Genomic DNA, 23,082 nt, shown 5'->3' with positions numbered 1-23,082 from the left:
AATTTCGCCATTTTTTGACCCAATTCGAGCCTTGTTGCTAAAGCGCAACAGCCCTAAAAAACAATCGAAACGGCGGTTCGATGAACTTCGGAATGCCTTGAAACACTAAATTCCAATCCCATTGAACGCAAAAGCCCGGCAACTTGAAGCTGCCGGGCCAATGATTCGAAATGAGGTTGGATCTGAAGGACGAATCAGCCTGCTTCGCGGATCCGCGCTTCTGCGGTTGCAACACGTGCAGCCGCGTCTTTCAGTTCTGCCAAACGCTCACGCTCCGCCTGAACGACCTCTTCTTTTGCGTTCGCTACGAACTTTTCGTTCGAGAGCTTCTTCTCGATCTTTTCCATCTCAGCAGCAATCTTACCCGCTTCTTTGGCCATGCGAGCGGCTTCTGCCTTCAGATCGATCAGACTGCCCAAAGGAAGACAGATTGTGGCTTCGCCATGCACCAGCTGCGCTGAACCCTTTGGCGCTTCCTCTTCAAAGGAAACGGATTCTACACGTGCCAGACGCTTGATTGCAGCATCGTGACGCGCAAAGCGGTCAATGGTTGCAGCATTTGCCTCAAGCACGACGATTGGAGCCACAGCGCCCGCTGGCACATTCATCTCCGCACGGACGGAACGAATGCCCATAACAAGATCAACCAGCCAGTTGACGTCAGCCGCCGATTCTTCATCTTCAAACGACAATTCCGGCCATTCTGCCAAAGCGAGAACCGTTTCGCGCTTTGCACCCTCGCCTGCAGTCAGGGTCCAGAGCTCTTCGGTCATGAATGGCATGAACGGATGCAGCATCTTGTAGATTTCATCCAGACAGTAAGCTGCCGTTGCCTGTGCTTCAGCCTTTGCTGCTTCATCATCACCCATGAAGATCGGCTTGAGCAATTCCAGATACCAATCGCAGAACTGGTTCCAGACAAAGCGATAGGCAGCACCTGCCGCTTCATTGAAGCGATAGTTCGCAATGCCATCGGTTACAGCGCGCGTAGCCTTTGTCAGTTCCGTCAGAATCCAGCGATTGACAGCGAGCTTTGCGTCATCCGGTTTGAAATTCGGATCAAGCTTCACACCATTCATCTGGGCAAAACGCGTCGCATTCCAAAGCTTGGTGCCGAAGTTGCGATAGCCAGCAATACGCGCCGGATCGAGCTTAACATCGCGGCCCTGAGCAGCCATGATGGCAAGTGTGAATCGCAGCGCATCCGCACCGTATTCATCCATCAGCTCAAGCGGATCAATAACGTTGCCCTTAGACTTTGACATCTTGGCGCCATGCTTATCGCGCACGAGTGCATGGAGATAAACCGTATGGAACGGTATCTCTTCCATGAAATGCATGCCCATCATCATCATGCGGGCAACCCAGAAGAACAGAATGTCGAAACCGGTAACCAAAACACTGGTTGGATAATAGGTTGCAAGTTCCGGCGTCTTGTCTGGCCAACCGAGTGTCGAGAACGGCCACAGGCCCGACGAGAACCACGTGTCCAGAACGTCGGTGTCACGTTCCAGAGCAACGTCTTCACCGTAGTGAGCACGTGCGGCAGCTTTCGCTTCCTCTTCGCTCTTCTCCACGAAGCACTTACCATCCGGTCCGTACCATGCAGGGATCTGATGCCCCCACCACAGCTGGCGGGAAACACACCACGGCTGAATGTTTTCCATCCAATCGAAATAGGTTTTTTCCCAGTTTTTCGGTACGATCTGTGTGCGGCCATCGCGGATCGCTGCCATAGCTGGCTTTGCGAGTTCGGCTGCGTTTACATACCACTGATCAGTCAGATACGGCTCGATAGGCACGCCACCACGATCGCCGTGCGGGACGGCGTGCGTGTGATCTTCAATCTTTTCCAGATAGCCCTGTTCATCAAGCATTTCGACGAGGCGCTTGCGTGCAGCAAAGCGATCAAGCCCCTCAAACTCTTTGATAAGCGCGATGAGATCGGGTGTCAGTTCCAGACCTTCAAGGAAATCAACATTGTCCTTGAGCGTAATCGCTGCCGACGGCGTCAGAATGTTGATTGCGCGAAGATCGTTGCGCTTGCCAACTTCAAAGTCGTTGAAGTCGTGCGCAGGTGTAATCTTCACAGCACCAGAACCGGCTTCCGGATCAGCATAATCGTCAGCAACAATCGGGATGCGACGTCCAACAAGCGGCAGAACGATGTTGTTGCCGACAGACGCGTGATAACGCTCATCCTTCGGGTTAACAGCGACACCCGTGTCACCAAGCATGGTTTCAGGGCGCGTTGTTGCGACAACGATGAAGGTGTGCGGATTATCTGGATCGAACGGAATGTTCTCCAGCGGATAACGCAGATGCCAGAGATGGCCTTTGATTTCGCGGGATTCAACTTCGATATCGGAAATCGCGGTCAGAAGCTTCGGGTCCCAGTTCACGAGACGCTTGTCGCGATACATCAGTCCCTGCTTGTAAAGCGAGACAAAGACTTCGAGAACAGCCCGCGACAGCCCCTCATCCATCGTGAAGCGTTCACGCGACCAATCGCATGATGCACCAAGACGGCGGAGCTGATTGGAGATCATTCCACCTGATTCAGACTTCCACTGCCAGATGCGCTCAATAAACTTCTCGCGGCCCATGGCATGACGGTTTGGTTCCTGGCGTTCAGCAAGCTGGCGCTCGACAACCATCTGCGTGGCAATACCCGCATGATCCATGCCAGGCTGCCAGAGAACATTCTTACCGCGCATGCGCTCGAAACGGACCATGATGTCCTGAATCGTGTTGTTAAGCGCGTGCCCCATGTGTAGCGATCCCGTCACATTCGGCGGAGGAATGACCACAGCAAAGGGATCGGCGCCAGGCTTTGAGCCTGCACCCGCCTTGAATGCGCCAGCTTCTTCCCAGCGTTCAGCGATTTTCGGCTCTACAGCCGCGGCGTCATAAGTCTTCTCAAGCATGGAAACGTCCGGTCTTTATGCGGAATGAATTGATTGACGGCTCAATAGCAATTAACAGCCGACAAATCACCCTAAAAGTTAAAACCCGCCTGCGAGACAGACGGGTCATGAGGTCCAATCTGGTGCGAACCTGATCTAAAGCGCACCTCGCTTTAGATCAGCGTTTTTCGCATATCTTTATCGCAAAACTGGTTCCCACTATTGCGAGATATGCTTAACGTTCGCCTCGCACCACGCGTTCGATTTCTTCGCGAACGAGCCGCTCAACAAGAGGCGGCAGATTGTTATCAAGCCAGCTCTGCAACATCGGGCGCAAAAGGTCAGAAGCGATTTCATCGAAAGAACGGCGCGGTTCCGAGTGAACCGCATGGTTCAGATCCTGAAACGCAGCGGCAACTTTCCGTTCGGTGCCCTCTGACAAAATATGTGCTGCACCCTGCGCTTTCAAGTCGACAGGTTGAGTTGCAGCAACAGGTGGTGCTTCAGCTTCCGGCTCAGAAGGTTGTGAAGCATCAAGCTCAACGGCAATCTGCTCTTCCAAAGATTGAGTGACTTCAACTTCGGCATTGGTCTCTGCGACTTCACTACGATGATCATCATTCTGTGCGTCGAGAATAAAATTGTCGTCGTCCTCATCCGCTTCAGGAATTTCATCTGCAACAGTCACAGCAGTAACTGCTTCTGAAATCGGGCCACGCAATACGGGCTCATCTAAGAAGACGTCGCTCTTGGGGGCAGATTTATTTTCTGCTTCAGGCTGAGTTTCCTGCACTGTAACGGGCTTACGAAACTTGGCGACTTCACCACGTGCTGGAAATGCGGACGCAGCAGGCATCGGATGACGCGAAACATCGCTATCTTCGATAATCCGGCGAATGGAAGCGAGTATCTCTTCCATTGACGGTTCGCGTGCTGCGCTGGATGTTTGTGCCATAGCTGTCCGTCTTTCCCTTATTGCCAATTACTCACACAGGCAGAGAATCAATGGATTAAGGGTACCGGACCTGCGGCGATTTGAGAATCCCTCCACAGGCACATGAAATCCGAACCCACAGCTTTATCATTTTATTAAGAATTTCCGGGCGCAGCGAGAATCAAACAAAAACGGCGCCGATGGCGCCGTTTCTTTATCTCATATGCTTAGGGCTTAACGGCCATCTGGCGTACGCAGGCCGAACCACTTGTCCTTCACAGCATTGTAATGCTCTTCAGGCTTATACTGAGCCACCTGCAACTGCATATCCTGCGCTGTCATACGACCACTTGCATTCAGAAGCGCATAGCTTGCAACAATCGAGTCATGCTCTGCCTGAACAAGTGCGATCTGCACCGTGACAAGCGCGTTCTGCGCGTTCAACACATCAAGCGTGGTTCGCTGTCCAACTTTACGTTCTTCGATAACACCATCAAGAGCCAGCTGAGCTGCTGCGATACCGTCGCGGTTTGCCTTGACGGACGCACGCGCTGCTTCAAGCTGTGACCAAGCCGAGCTGATTGCCTGACGCACCCTGTCCTGAATAATATCGACTTCGATACGTGCCTGACCGAGCTGTTCTTTGGCCTGACGTATCTGTGCCGATGTACGGCCGCCGGTATAAATCGGGATACTTACACCAACACCGACCGAAGCCGAGTTGCCATCGCCAGCATTCGTGCCAGCATAAGTGTCGAGGTGGCTCGCGCTGGCGGTCAAACCAACGGTCGGTAGCAACGCACCTTCCTTGGCCTTGACGTTGAAGCCTTGCGCGTTAACTGCATACTGGGTAGCCAGAATGCCCGGATGCACGGTAACAGCGTTTGCATAAGCAACATCTGGAGAGCGTGGCAAGTTCTTGGCGGCAGGTGCCGTGGCAAGACGATCTGGTTGCGATCCGATGACCTGAACATAAGTCGCTTCGGCAGACTTCACATTGGCGCGGGCCGAATTGAGCTCCGCTACCGCTGTCGAACGCTGCGATTCTGACTGAGCAACATCAGTACGTGTGCCTTCACCAACGTCAAGACGTGCACGCGAAGCACGGACCTGCTCGTTCATCGCAGCAAGGTTCTTTTCGCGAAGCACTGCGACCTGGCGAAGCTGGTACACATTCATATAAGCCTGAACGGCTTCCAGAAGTGTATTCTGCTCATCGTTGCGGAGGTTTTCGCGCTGCGCAAACACGGTCGTTTCAGCTGCGGCGACATTGTTCTTGGTCTGAAAACCATCGAACAGCATCTGATTCAGCTCGATACCGTAAGTCCCGGTCGTGCGATAACCATTTAAGGGGGTCTTCCCGCGAACAGCCTGATAAGAACCAGTCACCTGCGGACGGTAGTTAGATTTTGCAATCGCAACGTTTTCGTCCTGAATGCGCACACCTGCCCGCGATGAGTTCAGGGTTGCGTTGTTCTTATAGGCCTTCATGAGAGCGCCGTTCAGCGTCTCTGACAAAGCGGCCTGTCCCGATAAAACGGTGCCAGACAGGAGTATTGCCGCCGCCATAAGTCCTTTGCACGCTTTGAACACCGTATACCTCATATCAGAACAAACGAATCTATAATCGAACCGATCGGTTCGGGAAGACTTAATAACGTGTAAATTCCGCTATTTCCATCTTTCCCGCCAGTGCTTTCACAAACAATTTCTGCATCGTTGCAGAATTGCCCCACGCGCTGGATTAAAACTCGAACTGCTCAATACGCTCAAAACCGGGAAGCGGACGAACTGCTGTATTGAAAACGCTGCGTCCCGAAGCAACACCGTTTTCTTTCACATAAAGTCGCGCAATTCCGGCATTTCCACGCCCTTCGACGACAACCAGACGGCCACCCTCTTTAAGCTGATTGAAAAGTACTTCCGGCACAAAATCAACTGCACCCTCGATGAAAATCACATCGTAAGGCGCTTCCGAAGGGTAGCCTGCATTCAAATTGCCTGAAACGATCACAACATTGTCATGGCCAAGTTCCTGCAAACGAGCCGTCGCAACGGCCGATAAAGCGGAATCACTTTCGAGGCCAATGACCGATCCAGCTAACTCAGAAAAGATTGCAGACGAGTAGCCAGTACCGCAACCGACATCCAGAACGACATCGTCCTTGTTAACCTTTGCGAGCTGCACGAGCTTTGCAAAAGGTGACGGTTCCATGAGGAAGCGCGGCGCAGTGCCCTCGCTTTCAAGAAGCTGATCTTCATCGATATAAGCAAGCACCTGACGGTTTGCCGGAACAAAAGCTTCGCGTGGTACAGTCAGAAAAGCATCGATGACCCTGAGGTCCGTTACATCCGTGGTACGGATCTGGTTATCGACCATCTTCGTGCGAAGATCCTGGAAATCGGCTGCCATAGCCATGCCCTACATCCTTCTATATCGCGATCACGCGATGATTATGCCTTCTGGCACCCATTTCGAACAGAGCCCGGATCGTTCGGCAAATCCGTAACAATCGCGGTTCACTATCTTTATGGGACACCATAAACGAGATTTGCCGTTGATGTGGCAAAAATCGGCCTCCCAGTCAATCAAACACAAGATTTGCCAAACACAAGATTTTCCAAACACAAGATTTGCAGACCTGACTGCAACACTTAGTCGTCGCGATCTGCGCCCTTGTGAAACTGATCAAAAAATGCCGGGCATTTCAGCCCGGCAATTATGCTTTGGATAAATATCTTACAAGCGGTGCATCATCACAACGCGGGCAATGTCGATCACATTATTGCGCAATCGTCGCGGGATAACCGGCAGCAGACAGAGCATTGAGCGCTTCATCCTGCGACGCGCGGCCATCAAACTTGACCTCTTTCTTATCGAGATCAATATTAACAGTCGCCCTTTCATCGAGCTTCCGCAGAGCGCCCGTGACACTATCAGCGCAACCACCGCATTTCATCTTCGGTACAGAAAAAATTACCATTCAACTCACTCCTTGCTCGTGAACAGTTCCCGTTGGGATTGAATACAGAACCGCTCTACTTCGTTGTCTCAAGCATTTAGCTCAGACGAAAATGCTTCGGTCTTTTGGCTTAAATGCTTTAACTGACACCACTGTGCAGCTTCCCATCGTGACAAGGTCAAGCGTGAATTTTCGTTACGGTGCCTCACAGCTTTCCGGCACACTCTCTTCGATGGCCAGCGGTGACTTGGTCAATGAGCCCGTCATGATCTGCATTGGCTTATAAGGCGGCTCTTCCTGCATACCAGGATTGGTAAGACGGATCGTGTAACAGCCCGTGAACACTTGCTTTTTGCCGTCATCGCCTTCAGATTCGATTGCAATCGGAAGGCTCCAATAGATTTGTCCTGCGCCCGGATCTGGATCGATCTTCCTGACCGCAACCTTTACGCTCTTGGTGCCCTCATACCCCTTGGCAAATGTCTTGAAATCAGGCTCCCGCCCCTCCTCCGAATAATAGCTGTAAGCGCGAGCATATTCCTTGCGATTGATCGCATTGTAATAAGATTCCATCAGCGCCTGCGGAGTCGAGCGGTCATCGCGGTAATCAGGAACAGTTACGCCATCACCAGCATCCTGAGTTTGTTCGGACGGCTTGGTTTGTTCGACAGGCTTTTCCTGCTTCTGAGTTTGCGCTTGAGTTTGGGCCGGAGCAGCTTTCTTGGGCGCTTCCTGGGCTTGCACACCGGACATCAGAACCAGGGTGCTGAAAACGCCCGCGACCCCAGCAAGTATCAAAGGCTTCATGCGCTCAATCGACATTCGCTTCTCCTCTTCCAGCAATTCTTTGTTTGCAGAGCACTAAGGTATGCACGCTCGTTGTGGCTATGCTCCCGATTTGGTGTCTTGCAGTAATGATGTTACAACACTACCTATAGTGAAAACGTGGCAATCCCGCAGAAAAGCGCATTGCTTCGAACAGACTGGATGATTCTCCAGTTGCAGACCAGCATAACACCGGAAGAGATGAAAAATGGGCCGTTTCTCAGTCTTGACGCTTACCGATGCAGCAGCAGCTCGCGTTAGTGAAATCATGGCGTCGCGCGACGGTGCGCTCGGCATTCGCGTCGGCGTGAAAAAAGGTGGCTGCGCTGGCATGGAATATACGATTGATCTCGTGACTGAGCCGAAAGCCGGCGATGACTCCGTCGAAAAAGATGGCGCAAAGGTTTATATCGCACCTGAAGCTGTTCTATTCCTGCTTGGCACACAAATGGACTTCGAAGTAACTACGCTACGCACCGGATTTGTCTTCAACAATCCCAACCAGACATCCGCTTGTGGTTGCGGTGAATCTGTTGAGCTGACCGCAGCGTCCCCGGAAAGCCTTCGTCAGATGCAGGGCGCAGCTTAAATACCCGGGTTCCAAAAATGGACGATCAAACCTTACGTGACCTGTTTGAAGGATTGGGGGCGATCAGCATTCGTCGCATGTTTGGCGGCAAGGGTATCTATCATCAGGGATTGATAATAGCGCTCGTTGTTCAGGACGAGCTGTTGTTGAAAGCTGATTCCCAGACGGCACCTGCCTTCATCGAAGCCGGTTCCAGACAATGGGCTTACGATAGTCGGAAGAGTGGCAAGCCTGTCGCCATGCCTTACTGGAGTGTGCCGGACGAGGCTTATGACGACCCTGAAATCATGACTGATTGGGCGCGGCTGGCATTCGTCGCGAGTCTTAGGGCTACTCCTGTTAAAGCGAAGTCATAAGAACGGCTCTGACAGAGCGCTCTCACCCAATTATTCACATCGAAAATATAAAACGCCGGCCTGATTGAACCAGACCGGCGTTTTCAATTTGCAACAACCTAATTTCAGACCCCAGTCGGGATCAACATAAAGGCTGGAATGTCATTACCAAAACCAACTGGAACCGGACCATCGTCGTCGTCGCGATCACGGCGACGCTTGTGGTTATCGTGCTGTGGCTTATTACGGCGCTCGTCGTTTGACGAGCGGATCGCATCACGACGCTCTTTGATTTCACTGATTACTGGCTGCGGCTCATCTGCCTGAACAATCACAGGTGTCTCGACCTTCTGCTTATCTTTCGATCTGCCCTTGGCATCTTTACCTTTGCCACGAGCATTCTTGCCCTTACGTGACGTATCTTCAGATTCGTCGGATGCTGGCAAGGTTGAAAGATCGCCGTCAAGCCATTCAATCTTTTCGCCAATCATGGATTCGATTGCCGTCAGATATTTCGTGTCTGAAGGCGTAACAAGCGTAAACGCCTTACCGGAACGTCCGGCACGACCTGTACGACCGATACGGTGCACATAGTCTTCCGAATGGATCGGAATGTCGTAGTTGAACACATGACTTACGTCCGGAATGTCGAGGCCGCGCGCCGCAACATCGGAAGCAACCAGAAGCCTCAACTTGCCTTCTTTGAAGTTGGCCAGCATCGTCATGCGCGCGCGCTGGTCCATATCGCCATGCAACGCACCAGCATCAAATTCATGACGCACCAACGAGCGGAAAAGCTCGGATACATCCTTCTTGCGGTTGCAGAAAATGATAGCATTCTTGAGCGTATCACCTTCAGCACGGATCAGATCACGCAGCGCTGCGCGCTTATCCCAATCCTTCTTGCCCGACTTTACCAGACGCTGTGTAACTGTCTTGGCAGTCGAGGACGCCTTGGCGACTTCAATACGTGTCGGCGAATGCAAAAACTGTTCGGTCAGCTTGGTAATTTCCGGCGGCATTGTCGCCGAGAAAAACAGGGTCTGACGCGTGAATGGGATCAGCTTGCAAATACGCTCGATGTCGGGGATGAACCCCATGTCGAGCATGCGATCAGCCTCATCGATTACGAGAATTTCAACGCCGGTCAAAAGCAGCTTACCGCGTTCGAAATGATCAAGAAGACGACCAGGCGTTGCAATGAGCACATCTGCGCCACGCTCAAGCTTGCGCTCCTGCTCTTCAAACGAAACACCGCCAATCAGCAATGCCACGTTAAGACGCTGATTGACGCCGTACTTTACGAAATTTTCTTCTACCTGAGCTGCCAGCTCGCGCGTCGGCTCAAGAATGAGCGTGCGCGGCATACGAGCACGTGCCCGGCCTTTTTCAAGAAGATGGAGCATCGGCAAAACGAAAGACGCAGTCTTACCCGTGCCTGTCTGAGCGATGCCAAGAACATCTCGACGCTCCAGTGCAGGTGGAATAGCACCAGCCTGAATGGGTGTAGGCGCGGTGTATCCCGCAGCTTCAACAGCAGCGAGCACTTTCGGGGAAAGACCGAGTTCGGCAAATGTCGTCAATGGAGGCGCAGCTCTCTTTTTGGAAATGAATTCCACCCATCCTGTCATTGCAGCCGCGTCAACCGGCGCAGGAACCAAGGCAGAAAAGGCGTCTGCAACGCAATAAGCGTCTTCTTGCAGCATCGCCTACGTCCACAGCGTGCAAAAGTCAACTAAAATACCGCAACAGAATATAAAAACGCTTATTTATTTGTGTTTTATTGTGTTTCACTCCACACTAATGCGTGATTTTACTAAAATTATAGCCAACTAATGTCTAAATTGTTCTGTTAGAATTCGCTCATCCCAAGAATGATTTTGATCAAACAAGATGGCAACCTGGCTGTCCGGATCTTCGCGGACGGTGACTGACCTTACTGACTTGACTTCGTTATTGTCAGCAACAGCATTAACCGGTCGCTTTTCTGTCTCCAGCAAATCCATTCGCACGGTCACATGTTTTGGCAACAATGCCCCACCCCAGCGCCTTGGCCGGAATGGGCTTACGGGTGTCAACGCCAGTAGCGGAGCCTCAAGCGGCAGAATTGGTCCCTGTGCCGACAGATTATAAGCGGTTGATCCTGCGGGCGTTGCAACCATGACCCCATCACAAACCAACTCCTCAAGCCGCACCTTGCCGTCAATGGTGATACGAACCTTCGCTGCCTGATAGGATTGCCTGAAAAGCGATACTTCGTTGATTGCGAGCGCCTTGAACGGCGGCGCATGTTCAGTTTCAGCAATCATCTCCAGAGGACGGATTGTCTCTTTCTGCGCCGCATAAATGCGTGCAGGCAAATCTTCCACGCTGAATTCATTCATAAGGAACCCGACCGAGCCACGGTTCATGCCGTATACCGGTATGCCGCTGTTCATAAAATCGCGCAAAGCCTGCAGCATGGTGCCATCACCGCCGAGAGCCACGACGGTATCTGCATCTTCAGCCGCAACATGTCCGTAACGTTTCACCAGCTCTTTCTGAGCCGCAAGTGATTCTTCTGTTCCCGATGAGAGAAAGTGAAGCGCCAGGGATTTATCGTCCATATCATTCATTCCAATGCGCCAGCTTGTGGTCTGATTCCGATATTTGCATCCCTTGAATATAGGCTTTGAGCAAATGTCGGAATCAAAAGACCACGAGTAAATTTACGAATCGAGTGAATTTATCGAACTTGACGATTGAAACAGCATTTATGTCCGCCGGGATTCAAACGTCAAATTCAATCCACTCGTGCAATTTCCACAGGCTTGATGGCTATCATATGCAAAACTTGCTTACCATCACCCACCTAATGTGAATTTTCGCTTTACACGGCTGAAAATTATGCTAATTCCACGCCTGTGCTGCCCTTATAGCTCAGTTGGTAGAGCACCTGATTTGTAATCAGGGGGGTCGGGAGTTCGAGTCTCTCTGGGGGCACCACTAGCGCATAACACCAAGCGCTTTACTTTATTTCCTTCTAAATTTGATCTGCCTACAAGAATAAGGGATTATAATCCCTTGCTCTGGGTTGTAATGTTGCCTCTCGCAACCATTGCATTCATAATAAATACATATTAAGCATGCATAATATCTCAAATAAACTTTTTTTGGTTTAGTACATCATGCAACAGCGGCGTATATGTGTTTCCGTCGTCACTCGCAGCAGACCGAAGATGCTCTGCAATCTTTTTTCATCGCTTGCTTCAATAAAGAAGCCAGACAACGCATCCATTACATTTCTTATTGTTGAAAATAACGCCTCTCCAACGCTTGATGAAACCATTGAAGGTTTCCGTGCACAGATGCGTGAAGATCAGATCGATTACATTATCGAAGGCGTCTTAGGCATTTCGTCAGCGCGTAATCGTGCGCTTAACCACGCAATCGAACATGGTTTCGATTTTCTTGTCTATGTGGACGATGACGAATTTGTCGAACCTGATTGGCTTATAACTCTGCTCGCTGAGCGGGATCGTCTTGATCTTGACATCATCGGCTCGCCTGTCAGGCCAAAGCCCTTTGATGAAAAGCTCACCTTTCTGCAGAAGCTGGTTTGGTCGGGTATTGAGCGTAGCGGCTACAAGTCCGAAAGAAAATGTCGCCGTAAATGTCAACTAGGCCGTGCAGATTCCATAAAGGTTGCCACAGGCAGCTGGATGGGGAAGCTGGAGTTTTTCCGCAATACAGGATTGCGGTTTGATTCCCACTTTGGCCTGACGGGCGGCGAAGACTGGAACCTTTGGGCTAAGGCAAAATCGCTGGGTGCAAGAACTGGCTGGGCTTGTGATGCCATTGTCTATGAAACGGTGCCCTCGTCCCGCCTGACGCTGAGTTATCATTATCGCCGTAATCGCGATCACAACATCACGGAGTTCGGCGCCCGCTATCGCGAAAATCCAAACAAAACGCTAAAAAAGTTGCCGCTCAAGATTGCTGGCCGTGCGCTTAAATTTCTGGGTACAGTCCTGTCCATACCCTTCAGAGGCGGTCAGGGGCTTGTCTCATCCGCAACGGCGTTAGGCGGGCTGGTTGGCCTCGTACAGGGATGTATCGGAAAGAACTCTCTGCACTACGCCAACACGACAGGCTTCTGACCAAAGAAAAAACCCGCAAAATGCGGGGCTTTTTCGTTCTTAGTACCAACCGACAGCGACCTGCGCTTCTTCCGACATACGGTCGGCGGACCACGGAGGATCGAATGTCATCGTCACTTCAACCATCGAGACACCTTCGACTGCGCCCACCGCGTTTTCCACCCAACCCGGCATTTCGCCAGCGACAGGGCAGCCAGGGGCTGTCAGCGTCATTTCAATTTTGACAGTGCGATCATCTTCAATATCGATCTTGTAGATCAGACCAAGCTCGTAAATATCCGCTGGAATTTCAGGATCATAAACCGTCTTCAACGCGCCGATGATATCATCGGTCAGCCGGAGCAGCTCGTCCTGCGGAATAGCAGAAGCTGAAAAGACAGACTTTCCATCTGCCGATGCGCTCGCATCGTCCGTCGTGATTTCAGTCTGTTCCTGAACTTTTTGTTCGATCTCGGTCATCCGAAAAACTTCCTTGCCTTTTCCAAGGCTTCTGCCAGCGCGTCGACTTCAGCACGGGTGTTATACATCCCGAAGGATGCACGGCATGTAGAGGTGACACCAAAGCGTTTCAAGAGCGGTTGTGCGCAATGTGTGCCTGCACGCACTGCAACCCCTGCCCGGTCAATGACCATCGAGACGTCATGCGCGTGAATACCTTCAAGCGCAAACGAAATAATAGCGCCCTTGTCCGGAGCATTGCCATAAATGCGAAGCGAGTTGATCTTACCCAGCTGCTCATGCGCATAGTCACGCAAGTCTTCCTCGTGAGCGAGGATCGCATGACGGCCGACCTTTTCCATATATTCGAGAGCTGCACCAAGGCCAATCGCCTGAACGATTGGCGGTGTACCAGCCTCAAAACGGTGTGGCGGGTGATTGTAAGTGACGTTTTCTTCCGTCACTTCCTCAATCATTTCGCCACCGCCCTGGAACGGACGCATCTTTTCAAGCATTTCGGCGCGACCATAAAGAACGCCAATACCCGACGGACCGTAGACCTTATGGCCGGTAAAGACATACCAGTCACAGCCGAGATCCTGCACATCAACCGGCAGATGGACTGCACCCTGACTGCCATCGACCAGCACCGGAATACCGCGCGCATGGGCCAGTTCAACGATCTTCTTGATCGGCGTCACAGTACCAAGCGCGTTGGACATATGAGTGATTGCGACAAGCTTCGTGCGCTCGGTCAGACGTTTTTCGAATTCCTCAATATGGAACACGCCTTCGTCGTCAACCGGCGTGAAGACAAGCTTTGCACCCTGCCGTTCGCGGATAAAATGCCATGGCACGATATTGGAGTGATGCTCCATGATCGACAGGAGGATTTCATCGCCCTCGCCGATATTCGGCATGCCGTAACCGTAAGCGACCGTGTTGATCGCTTCAGTCGCATTCTTGGTGAAGACGATTTCGTCGATAGAGCCAGCATTCAAAAAACGGCGGACTGTTTCACGCGATTTTTCGTAAGCGTCTGTCGCAGCATTGGAAAGAAAATGCAGGCCGCGATGCACATTGGCATATTCATTCGCATATGCATGGGTAACAGCGTCGATGACACTTTGCGGCTTTTGCGCAGACGCACCATTGTCCAGATAAACGAGCGGCTTGCCATGAACCTGTCGTGACAGGATGGGGAAGTCTCTGCGGATCGCTTCGACATCATAGGCCGCTACAAGCGGATTCTTCTGATCCATGATCGTTCCTTCTACCATTCAGGCAGAAAAGGCGGAGTGAACAATCCACTCCGCCTTATTTATTCAAGCGTGGGCTGAAAGCCAGTTCGAAAGCACATCTTCCAGTGCCTCGACGAGAGCTTCGTTTTCCAGCTCTTCAATGATCTCGGCGATGAATGCTTTGATCAGCAGGCCGCGGGCTTCGTTTTCAGGAACACCGCGTGCCATCAGATAGAAGAGATAGTCTTTGGAAAGCTCTGTAACCGTCGCACCATGGCCACAAGCCACGTCATCAGCAAAGATTTCCAGCTCTGGCTTCGCATCAAACTCGCCATCATCCGACAGTAGCAGCGTGTTGCAGGCCATGCGGGCGTCGGTCTTCTGGGCGATCTGTGCAACACGGATCATGCCCTGGAACACACCACGCGCGCGATCTTTGACCACGTTGCGGATAATCTGGGTCGAACGCGTATTCTCGACGAGATGCGCCACCGTCATTGTGATGTCGGTGTGAGAATCGTCCGCCAGAAGGTTGAGGCCACGAAGTTCGAAATCCGAATCTTCACCTGCCACAGTCAGATGCACTTCCTGACGAACCAGTTTGCCACCCGCATTGACGATGTAAAGCGTAAGCTTCGATCCTGCGCCGATGGTTGCGTTGAACTGGGCAAGTTGCGTTGCCTGACCGAAATCACGCAGGATAACCCAGATAACATCAGCGCCGTCACCAACGCTCACATGGCTTACAGAGGTCGAGAAAGCATCGCCTTCACCACCCGATTGACGCTCAATGATCGTCGCCTTGACGTTTGAACCAATTTCGACTGGGAAGCGCGTATGGCCCTGCCCGGCCTTCTGAAGGTTCTGCAGTTCCAGCGGTGCTTCAAGTTCCGTGTCATCGGCAATCGAAACAGCCCAGCCATCGCTGACATAGGCAGCATTGATCTGGCCGATTGTATCATCGGTGCCGCGAACGTTAAGCTGTGGAACAAGCGATCCGTCAGCGAGCGCATCACGCACAGCAGTCAGGGTCACGCCTTCGGGAGCCTTTGCGTCGAGTGCTACACCATTGCTTGCGGCAATGATTGATGAGCCCGCGAGCAGCGCAGGAAGTGCATTGGTGCCTGCAGCCGAATTGAAGTCAGCAACGCCTTTGAGAAGCGTGCGGAAATCCGTGTAGTGCCAGCTTTCGATGCGACGCGACGGAAGACCGTGAATTTTTAGCGTTTCCAGTGCATTGTCACGTGCGATGACAACGTCGCCATTGCCGGGCAGTTCGCCCATGCGAGTGGCGAAATTGTCGATCAGCACACTTTCAGCCGATGTTCGCGGCTTTGTAGTTGGAGCGGTCTGGATATTCATGATCCATCCCTCCTCAGGCGACTTCGCCGATTACGTCGGCATAACCATTTTCTTCAAGATGAAGAGCAAGATTCTTGTCGCCCGACTTGATGACCTGTCCCTTGTAAAGAACATGAACGCTGTCCGGCACGATATATTCGAGCAAGCGCTGATAGTGTGTAATCACGATCACGGCACGGTCAGGCGAACGGAGTGCATTCACACCATCCGAGACGATCTTCAGCGCATCGATATCGAGGCCGGAATCGGTTTCGTCGAGTACGCAAAGGCTTGGTTCGAGAAGCTGCATCTGCAGGATTTCTGCGCGCTTCTTTTCACCGCCCGAGAAACCAACATTCAATGGACGCTTGAGCATATTCATGTCGATGTTGAGGCCACCAGCAACGTCTTTGACGCGCTTGATGAATTCAGGGATCTTGAGCTCAGCTTCGCCACGTGCCTTGCGCTGGCTGTTCATCGCAACCTTGAGGAACTCCATCGTGGCAACGCCTGGAATCTCCATCGGATACTGGAACGCAAGGAAGATGCCCTTGGCAGCACGTTCAGCAGGATCCAGTTCAAGGATCGACTCGCCGTTATAAAGAATGTCGCCTTCCGTGACTTCGTAATCATCGCGACCTGCGAGGATATAGGACAACGTCGACTTGCCCGAGCCGTTCGGGCCCATAATGGCGGCGACTTCGCCCTTGTTTACGGTCAGGTTCAGACCACGGATGATTTCGGTATCCGTGTCAGCGATCTTTGCATGAAGGTTCTTGATCTCAAGCATGGGTATAAACCTTGTCTCTCAACGCAGCCTCACGAAGAGCTGCTTATGCCAGTTAAAGGGCTGGCCAGAAAAATCGGATGCGGGAAGGCAATAAGGATGCGTCGGATCAACCGACGCTACCCTCAAGCGAAATGCCAATCAGCTTCTGTGCCTCAACGGCGAATTCCATTGGCAGTTCCTGAATAACTTCCTTCACAAAACCATTGACGATGAGCGCGATTGCCTCCTCTTCCGGAATACCGCGCTGCATGACGTAGAACAGCTGGTCTTCGGAAATCTTGGAGGTGGTTGCCTCGTGCTCAAACTGTGCCGTGGCGTTTTTCGCCTCAATATATGGCACGGTATGCGCACCGCAATCGTTGCCGATCAGGAGCGAGTCGCACTGGGTGAAGTTACGGGCATTTTCAGCTTTGCGATGGGCTGAAACCTGTCCGCGATAGGTATTGTTGGAATTGCCTGCCGAAATACCCTTGGAGATGATGCGGCTCGACGTATTCTTGCCGAGATGGATCATCTTGGTGCCGCTATCGATCTGCTGATAACCGTTCGATACGGCAATCGAGTAGAACTCGCCACGCGAATTATCGCCACGCAGAATGCAGGACGGGTATTTCCAGGTGATAGCGGAGCCGGTTTCTACCTGCGTCCACGAAATCTTGGAATTGTCGCCACGGCAATCACCACGCTTGGTAACGAAGTTATAGATGCCGCCCTTGCCGCTGCTATCGCCCGGATACCAGTTCTGAACGGTCGAGTATTTGATCTCAGCATCATCGAGCGCGATCAATTCAACGACTGCTGCGTGAAGCTGGTTTTCGTCGCGCTGCGGTGCAGTGCAACCTTCGAGATAGGAGACATAAGCTCCTTCTTCAGCGATGATCAGCGTGCGTTCGAACTGACCCGTATTCTTTTCGTTGATACGGAAATAGGTCGAAAGCTCCATCGGGCAGCGAACGCCCTTTGGCACGTAAACAAACGAACCATCCGTGAAGACAGCCGAATTCAGCGTCGCATAATAGTTGTCTGAAACAGGAACTACCGAAGCTAGATACTTCTGAACCAGTTCAGGATGTTCGCGAATTGCTTCCGAAATCGAACAGAAGATTACGCCAGCCTTGGCAAGCTCTGCCTTGAAAGTCGTGACAACCGAAACACTGTCGAACACCGCATCAACAGCCACGCGGCCAGATGCATAGACATTGTCCGATGGATTGCCGTCGATTTCGCTTGGATCGCCCTGTTTGCGAACGCCCGCAAGAATCTCCTGCTCACGCAAAGGAATTCCGAGCTTTTCGTATGTGCGAAGCAATTCCGGGTCGACTTCATCAAGCGACTTAGGGCCAGACTGATTCTTCGGCGCCGCATAATAATAGACGTCCTGAAAATCGATCTTGGGGTAATCGACGCGTGCCCATGTTGGCTCTTCCATTGTGAGCCAGCGTTCATAGGCCTTCAGACGCCACTCAAGCATCCATTCCGGCTCATCTTTCTTGGCGGAAATGAAGCGAATGATATCTTCATTAAGACCCTTAGGGGCCTTCTCAGATTCGATTGTCGTTTCGAAGCCGTACTTATACTGGTCCACGTCCAAGCCGCGAACCTGATCAATGGTCTCCTGCACTGCAGGCATTGGCGTTCTCCATCCTCGTCAGATTCAAGGTCCGACAGTTGCAAACGTCAGGGCGATGATAGTCGCTATCCTCGCCGCAATATAGTGTGCGTGACGCTTCTTTAAAACCCTTCTAAACTTAATTTCAAGCCCGGCTTTAAATTTGCGGGTAAAATTCAAGAATAATTTACGGGGTGAAGCCCGATTAGGCGTTTAACCGGCCTTTGAGCGCTCATGACGGGCAACAATTTTGCGCAGAACATCAAGAAACTGGTCGACAGATTCTATTGAAACATTCGGTTCGAGCGAAACGCGGATCGCGCCCGGACCATCTTCATGCCCCATCGCAGCAAGAACATGGCTCGGGCCAACCTTGCCAGAAGAACATGCTGAGCCAGCTGAAAGTGCTATTCCGCCAAGATCGAAAGCGATCTGAACGGTTTCAGCCTTTTGCCCGTCGAGCGAAAAGAAAGTCGTGTTCGGCAGACGATCAACGGAATTGCCATGGATTGTGGCGCTCGGTGCAATTTCCATAAGTCCGGCTTCGAGCCTGTCTCGTGCTTCGAAAGACCAGCCATCGCCGTTTAGTCGCGTGGCTGCAACATCCGCAGCAGCACCAAAACCAGCAATGAGAGGCAACGCTTCTGTTCCCGCACGATGTCCCTTTTCCTGACCGCCACCACGGACCAGCGCCTTCGGCATCATGAGATCAGAGATTGCGATCACAGCACCGACGCCCTTCGGACCACCGATCTTGTGAGAGGAAATTATCAGATAATCTCCGCAATTATCTGTAATATCTAATTTAATACGCCCGGCAGCCTGCACCGCATCAACGACGAAAATTCCGCCTGCGGCTTTGACCAGCGCCGCTATTTCGCGAATGGGCTGAATAACGCCGGTCTCGTTATTTGCGACTTGAACCGCAACGAGCGGCAAGCCCGTACTCTTGTCATGCGCTTCCAATACCTGTTGCAGTGCGTCCAGCTTCAGGATGCCGTTTTCATCAACGGCGAGTATGGTGATATTTTCAGCTGGAAATTGCCCACCAGTCAGCATGCATGGGTGCTCAGTTGCACTCACATAAAGATGCGACAGCCGCACCGGCGACCGTCCCATCATATAGATTGGCGTCAGCAAGGTGGATGCAGCTTCTGTGGCACCTGATGTAAAGAAAACATGATCAGACTTGGCATTGACCAGCGCTGCAACGCTGCGACGCGCAGCTTCAACAAGTCCACGTGCAGCCCGGCCTTCACGATGCACCGATGACGGATTGCCAGGAATGCCCAATGCCTCGATGACCGCATTGCGCGCTTCATCGAGCAAAGGCGCACTGGCATTATAGTCCAGATAGAGCCTCTTGCCGGTTCCGATCACCGATACTATCTCCTAAGCAACATCTTAAAGTGGCTCAGCACGCTATTCGCACGCAGTTCGCGCGCAATTTTCTTGAATTTTCAATCAGGAAAAGCCTATTAAGCCACATTAGGTACTGAACATTGGTTCAGACTAACGAAATTTCAAATCGGTTCTAGAAGCGGCGCACCCCCACGTCAAGTTCGCCACCCTGAAGCCGATCTTCCGATCACAAGCGGAGTACACATGCCTGAAGTCATTTTCAACGGCCCTGCCGGACGCCTCGAAGGCCGCTATCAGCCTTCCCGGGAAAAGAATGCACCTATCGCCCTGATCCTGCATCCGCATCCGCAGTTCGGCGGAACCATGAACAACAAGATCGTCTATGATCTGTTCTACATGTTCCAGCAGCGCGGTTTTACGACACTCCGCTTCAACTTCCGCGGTATCGGTCGTAGCCAGGGCGAGTTCGATCATGGCGCAGGCGAACTGTCGGATGCAGCAAGCGCACTCGACTGGGTGCAGGCGCTGCACCCCGATTCCAAGAATTGCTGGGTCGCCGGTTATTCTTTCGGTTCGTGGATTGGCATGCAGCTTCTGATGCGCCGTCCGGAAATCGAAGGATTTATCTCAGTCGCGCCGCAACCAAACACCTATGACTTCTCGTTCCTGGCGCCTTGCCCATCCTCTGGTCTGATCATCCACGGCGATCAGGACAAGGTTGCACCGCCAAAGGATGTTCAGGGGCTGGTGGACAAGCTCAAGACGCAGAAGGGTATTACGATTACCCAGAACACGCTTGCTGGCGCGAACCACTTCTTCTCAGGCCAAAGTGATCTGCTCATCGAAGAGTGCTCTGAATATCTGGATCGTCGTCTTGCTGGCGAACTGGTGGAAGTTCGTCCCAAGCGTCTGCGCTAATACGCAAAAAAACAAAATCCGGCGAGACTACGCATCGGCCCAAGAATCGGAAGCGATTTTTGGGCCGATGCTTAGATCCAATAGTTTAGAGCGTCCTTTACGCGCCCAAGAGGGCACGCGGCGCTCTAATCGCCGGATTTTTTATCTGTCTACGGACACCAAAACACCACCTGAAACGGGTTTATCGCAACCAGTTGTCGTTGGATAGGTTAGTGGAAAACCGCGTAGCGAACGTACGGCGAGATAGCCCCAGGCTTCTGCTTCCATTGCATCACCATCAAAACCTGCATTATCGGCATCAAGCACGCGTGCGCCTTCGCGCTCGGCAAGTGCGCTCAGTTCTGTCATGATCGCTCCGTTCTTACGTCCGCCGCCACTCACAACGTAAGTACGTGGCTGTGACGGCAAATGTGATGCCGAACGCAAGATTGCAGCAGCACTGACATAAGCAAGTGTACGGGCTCCTGTCTCGACTGAGGCCTCGTCTTTTGCAGGCACAATAAAATCGCCGCGATCCAGCGACCGGCGATGATTTCCTTTGAAAAATTCATGATCGAGATATCGTGCAGCCAGAACGTCGTCGACGCTGCCACTCATCGCCGTAATGCCCCCCGGATCAAAGCTGCCCTGCCCGTGCAACTCCATCCATTGATCAATCAGCATATTGCCCGGTCCACTATCGTAAGCGATCAGCACACCGCCTTTGTCCACATAGGTCAGATTGGAAATTCCACCTATATTGACGAAGACAACAGGTCCTTCGAGACCAAACGGAAGGTTGGCTGCAAGCGCTGCATGATAAGCGGGAATCAGTGGCGCACCTTCGCCGCCATGGCGCATATCTTCAGCACGCATATCATAGACAACAGGAATACCTGTCTCGGCAGCCAATAGTGGTCCATCGCCAATCTGAACAGTCAGAGCTTCCTGCGGTCGGTGCAATACGGTTTGCCCATGGAAACCGATTACATCGATTTCCTCGGGCTGCAATGCATACTCATGCAGAAAATCCTGAATGGCGATGGCGTGCAGTAATGTCTGGTCACGCTCGAGTTGTTTGAGAATGCCGGGACGCTCATTGCGATCGGTTATACCGCGCGCATCAATAAGTGCCGCCTTCAACCGCGCACGAAACCCATCCGAATAAGACACAGCACTTGAAGGGCCGCGCTCGATCCAGTTTTCGCCATCGGTCGTTATGAGAGCGATATCGATGCCATCCATCGAAGTACCACTCATCAATCCAATAGCGCGTTTCAAATCGGCCATGCCGGAGTTTCCTTGTTATTCCCGATTGAATGATGTTAAAGGCAAAATATAACAAGGCAAAATACCATAATGCGGTAAGCACTTATTATTACTGCTCACATCAATCACGCCTTATCAGTCAGGAAAAGGACATGTCCGGTTTCAAATCCGATTTTCTTCGCACGCTTTCCGAGCGCGGCTTCATTCATCAGATGTCTGATGAAAGCGGCCTCGATGAATTGTTGGTCAAGGAAACCGTGACAGCTTATATTGGCTTTGATCCAACAGCACCAAGCTTGCACGCTGGTGGCCTGATCCAGATCATGATGCTGCATTGGCTGCAACAGACCGGACACAGGGCTGTAGCCCTTATGGGCGGCGGCACAGGCATGGTCGGCGATCCATCCTTCAAGGATGAAGCGCGCAAGCTGATGACCGAAGACACGATTGCCGAGAACATTGCCGGTATCAAACGCGTTTTCGCGAATTACCTGACCTTTGGTGATGGCCCGACCGACGCGATGATGGTCAACAATGCCGACTGGCTGCGTAACATCAATTATCTCGAATTCCTGCGTGATGTTGGCCGTCATTTCTCGGTCAACCGCATGCTGTCGTTCGATTCGGTAAAGACGCGTCTTGATCGCGAACAGTCGCTGTCATTCCTCGAATTCAACTACATGATCCTTCAGGCCTACGATTTTGTGGAGCTGAACAAGCGTCATGGCGTGCGCCTGCAGATGGGTGGTTCGGATCAGTGGGGCAATATCATCAACGGTATCGATCTCGGTCACCGTATGGGCACGCCGCAGCTTTATGCTCTCACCTCGCCATTGCTCACCACAGCTTCCGGTCAGAAGATGGGCAAGTCACTGGGCGGTGCAATCTGGCTGAATGCCGATATGCTGAGCGCTTATGATTTCTGGCAGTACTGGCGTAACACTGAAGATGCTGATGTAGAACGCTTCCTGAAGCTCTACACAACGCTGCCAATGGATGAGATTGCGAAGCTGGCCGAGCTTGGTGGTTCTGAAATCAACGAAGCGAAGAAAATCCTCGCAACCGAGATTACTGCTATCCTCCACGGCCGTGATGCAGCCGAAGAAGCTGCGGAAACTGCGCGTAAAACCTTTGAAGAAGGTGAACTGTCGCAGAACCTGCCAACAGTTGGTGTCCATAAGGCAACGCTTAATGATGGCATCGGCGTTCTGGCGCTGATGGTGCTCGCAGAGCTCTGCGCCACTAATGGTGAAGCACGTCGCCATATTGAAGGCGGTGCAGTTCGCATCAATGATGAACCGGCCACCGATCCGCGCATGATTATCAACGCGTCGTCTCTCAACGAGCAGGGCGTCATCAAAGTATCACTTGGCAAGAAACGCCACGTGCTTATTCGTCCTGCGTGAGCCGTGTCCCATAACGATAAAAGCCGGGCTATGCCCGG

General features: G+C 52.1%; 20 protein-coding genes and 1 tRNA gene. 6 read left to right on the top strand and 15 right to left on the bottom strand.

What is annotated here, in order from left to right; all coding sequences use genetic code 11:
* Window positions 1-194 precede the first annotated feature (194 nt).
* From C9380_RS05855 to C9380_RS05830, 6 genes are all read right to left on the bottom strand, one after another.
* Window positions 195-2,927: a valine--tRNA ligase gene (locus C9380_RS05855; RefSeq protein ID WP_128093194.1), complete on the bottom strand. Its 2,733-nt coding sequence runs from the start codon at window positions 2,925-2,927 to the stop codon at window positions 195-197.
* Window positions 2,928-3,141: 214 nt separating this feature from the next.
* A complete protein-coding gene (locus tag C9380_RS05850) occupies window positions 3,142-3,861 on the bottom strand; it encodes a PopZ family protein (protein WP_024898874.1) in 720 nt (239 codons plus the stop codon).
* 213 nt (window positions 3,862-4,074) lie between these two features.
* Window positions 4,075-5,445: a TolC family outer membrane protein gene (locus C9380_RS05845; RefSeq protein WP_036567698.1), complete on the bottom strand. Its 1,371-nt coding sequence runs from the start codon at window positions 5,443-5,445 to the stop codon at window positions 4,075-4,077.
* Window positions 5,446-5,584: 139 nt separating this feature from the next.
* Complete coding sequence (locus C9380_RS05840; protein WP_024898876.1) at window positions 5,585-6,253, bottom strand: protein-L-isoaspartate O-methyltransferase family protein; 669 nt, start codon at window positions 6,251-6,253, stop codon at window positions 5,585-5,587.
* 370 nt (window positions 6,254-6,623) lie between these two features.
* Complete coding sequence (locus C9380_RS05835; RefSeq protein WP_111787640.1) at window positions 6,624-6,824, bottom strand: heavy-metal-associated domain-containing protein; 201 nt, start codon at window positions 6,822-6,824, stop codon at window positions 6,624-6,626.
* 174 nt (window positions 6,825-6,998) lie between these two features.
* Entirely contained in the window at window positions 6,999-7,625 is a 627-nt protein-coding gene (locus tag C9380_RS05830; RefSeq protein ID WP_100559079.1) for a Cif family virulence factor, read from the bottom strand.
* A gap of 211 nt (window positions 7,626-7,836) precedes the next feature.
* Between C9380_RS05830 and sufA the strand changes: the two genes are divergently transcribed.
* Both sufA and C9380_RS05820 read left to right on the top strand, forming a co-directional pair.
* The gene (gene sufA, locus C9380_RS05825) at window positions 7,837-8,217 is read left to right on the top strand and encodes a Fe-S cluster assembly scaffold SufA (RefSeq protein ID WP_024898879.1); all 381 of its coding nucleotides are present in this window, start codon (window positions 7,837-7,839) and stop codon (window positions 8,215-8,217) included.
* Between the two features lie 17 nt (window positions 8,218-8,234).
* Complete coding sequence (locus C9380_RS05820; protein WP_128093193.1) at window positions 8,235-8,573, top strand: TfoX/Sxy family protein; 339 nt, start codon at window positions 8,235-8,237, stop codon at window positions 8,571-8,573.
* Window positions 8,574-8,677: 104 nt separating this feature from the next.
* Here the strand turns inward: C9380_RS05820 and C9380_RS05815 are convergent, their stop codons facing one another.
* Together C9380_RS05815 and C9380_RS05810 are read right to left on the bottom strand one after the other, a co-directional pair.
* Window positions 8,678-10,135: a DEAD/DEAH box helicase gene (locus tag C9380_RS05815; RefSeq protein ID WP_024898881.1), complete on the bottom strand. Its 1,458-nt coding sequence runs from the start codon at window positions 10,133-10,135 to the stop codon at window positions 8,678-8,680.
* Between the two features lie 249 nt (window positions 10,136-10,384).
* Window positions 10,385-11,158, bottom strand: coding sequence for an NAD kinase (locus tag C9380_RS05810; RefSeq protein ID WP_024898882.1), 774 nt, complete (start codon window positions 11,156-11,158; stop codon window positions 10,385-10,387).
* A 302-nt stretch (window positions 11,159-11,460) separates the two neighbouring features.
* On the opposite strand from C9380_RS05810, the gene C9380_RS05805 reads away from it, so the two are divergent.
* Window positions 11,461-11,537: transfer RNA gene (locus C9380_RS05805), tRNA-Thr, on the top strand.
* A gap of 182 nt (window positions 11,538-11,719) precedes the next feature.
* Window positions 11,720-12,691 carry a glycosyltransferase family 2 protein gene (locus C9380_RS05800; RefSeq protein WP_105705976.1) on the top strand — a complete coding sequence of 324 codons (972 nt, stop codon included), beginning with the start codon at window positions 11,720-11,722 and terminating at the stop codon, window positions 12,689-12,691.
* A 39-nt stretch (window positions 12,692-12,730) separates the two neighbouring features.
* Here the strand turns inward: C9380_RS05800 and C9380_RS05795 are convergent, their stop codons facing one another.
* From C9380_RS05795 to C9380_RS05770, 6 genes are all read right to left on the bottom strand, one after another.
* A complete protein-coding gene (locus tag C9380_RS05795; RefSeq protein ID WP_024896642.1) occupies window positions 12,731-13,150 on the bottom strand; it encodes an SUF system Fe-S cluster assembly protein in 420 nt (139 codons plus the stop codon).
* Window positions 13,147-14,391 carry a cysteine desulfurase gene (locus C9380_RS05790; protein ID WP_024896641.1) on the bottom strand — a complete coding sequence of 415 codons (1,245 nt, stop codon included), beginning with the start codon at window positions 14,389-14,391 and terminating at the stop codon, window positions 13,147-13,149. The genes C9380_RS05795 and C9380_RS05790 overlap by 4 nt, the downstream gene beginning before the upstream one ends.
* A gap of 63 nt (window positions 14,392-14,454) precedes the next feature.
* Window positions 14,455-15,732, bottom strand: a complete 1,278-nt coding sequence (gene sufD, locus C9380_RS05785) for a Fe-S cluster assembly protein SufD (RefSeq protein WP_128093192.1) — start codon at window positions 15,730-15,732, stop codon at window positions 14,455-14,457.
* Between the two features lie 13 nt (window positions 15,733-15,745).
* Entirely contained in the window at window positions 15,746-16,501 is a 756-nt protein-coding gene (sufC, locus tag C9380_RS05780; protein ID WP_024896639.1) for a Fe-S cluster assembly ATPase SufC, read from the bottom strand.
* 106 nt (window positions 16,502-16,607) lie between these two features.
* Window positions 16,608-18,131, bottom strand: coding sequence for a Fe-S cluster assembly protein SufB (gene sufB, locus C9380_RS05775; RefSeq protein WP_024896638.1), 1,524 nt, complete (start codon window positions 18,129-18,131; stop codon window positions 16,608-16,610).
* A 192-nt stretch (window positions 18,132-18,323) separates the two neighbouring features.
* Complete coding sequence (locus tag C9380_RS05770) at window positions 18,324-19,490, bottom strand: cysteine desulfurase family protein (protein ID WP_128093191.1); 1,167 nt, start codon at window positions 19,488-19,490, stop codon at window positions 18,324-18,326.
* Window positions 19,491-19,715: 225 nt separating this feature from the next.
* Between C9380_RS05770 and C9380_RS05765 the strand changes: the two genes are divergently transcribed.
* A complete protein-coding gene (locus C9380_RS05765) occupies window positions 19,716-20,390 on the top strand; it encodes an alpha/beta hydrolase (RefSeq protein ID WP_024896636.1) in 675 nt (224 codons plus the stop codon).
* Window positions 20,391-20,531: 141 nt separating this feature from the next.
* Here C9380_RS05765 and C9380_RS05760 read toward each other — a convergent pair whose 3' ends face one another.
* A complete protein-coding gene (locus C9380_RS05760) occupies window positions 20,532-21,659 on the bottom strand; it encodes an anhydro-N-acetylmuramic acid kinase (RefSeq protein WP_105705981.1) in 1,128 nt (375 codons plus the stop codon).
* 131 nt (window positions 21,660-21,790) lie between these two features.
* On the opposite strand from C9380_RS05760, the gene tyrS reads away from it, so the two are divergent.
* Window positions 21,791-23,044 (top strand): tyrosine--tRNA ligase, encoded by a 1,254-nt coding sequence (tyrS, locus tag C9380_RS05755; RefSeq protein ID WP_128093190.1) that lies wholly within the window; start codon window positions 21,791-21,793, stop codon window positions 23,042-23,044.
* Window positions 23,045-23,082 lie beyond the last annotated feature (38 nt).

Source organism: Brucella pituitosa, assembly GCF_003049685.1.
GTDB lineage: Bacteria > Pseudomonadota > Alphaproteobacteria > Rhizobiales > Rhizobiaceae > Brucella > Brucella pituitosa.
Note: the sequence above shows the minus strand (reverse complement) of the source record. Positions and strands in the feature narration are given on the sequence as shown.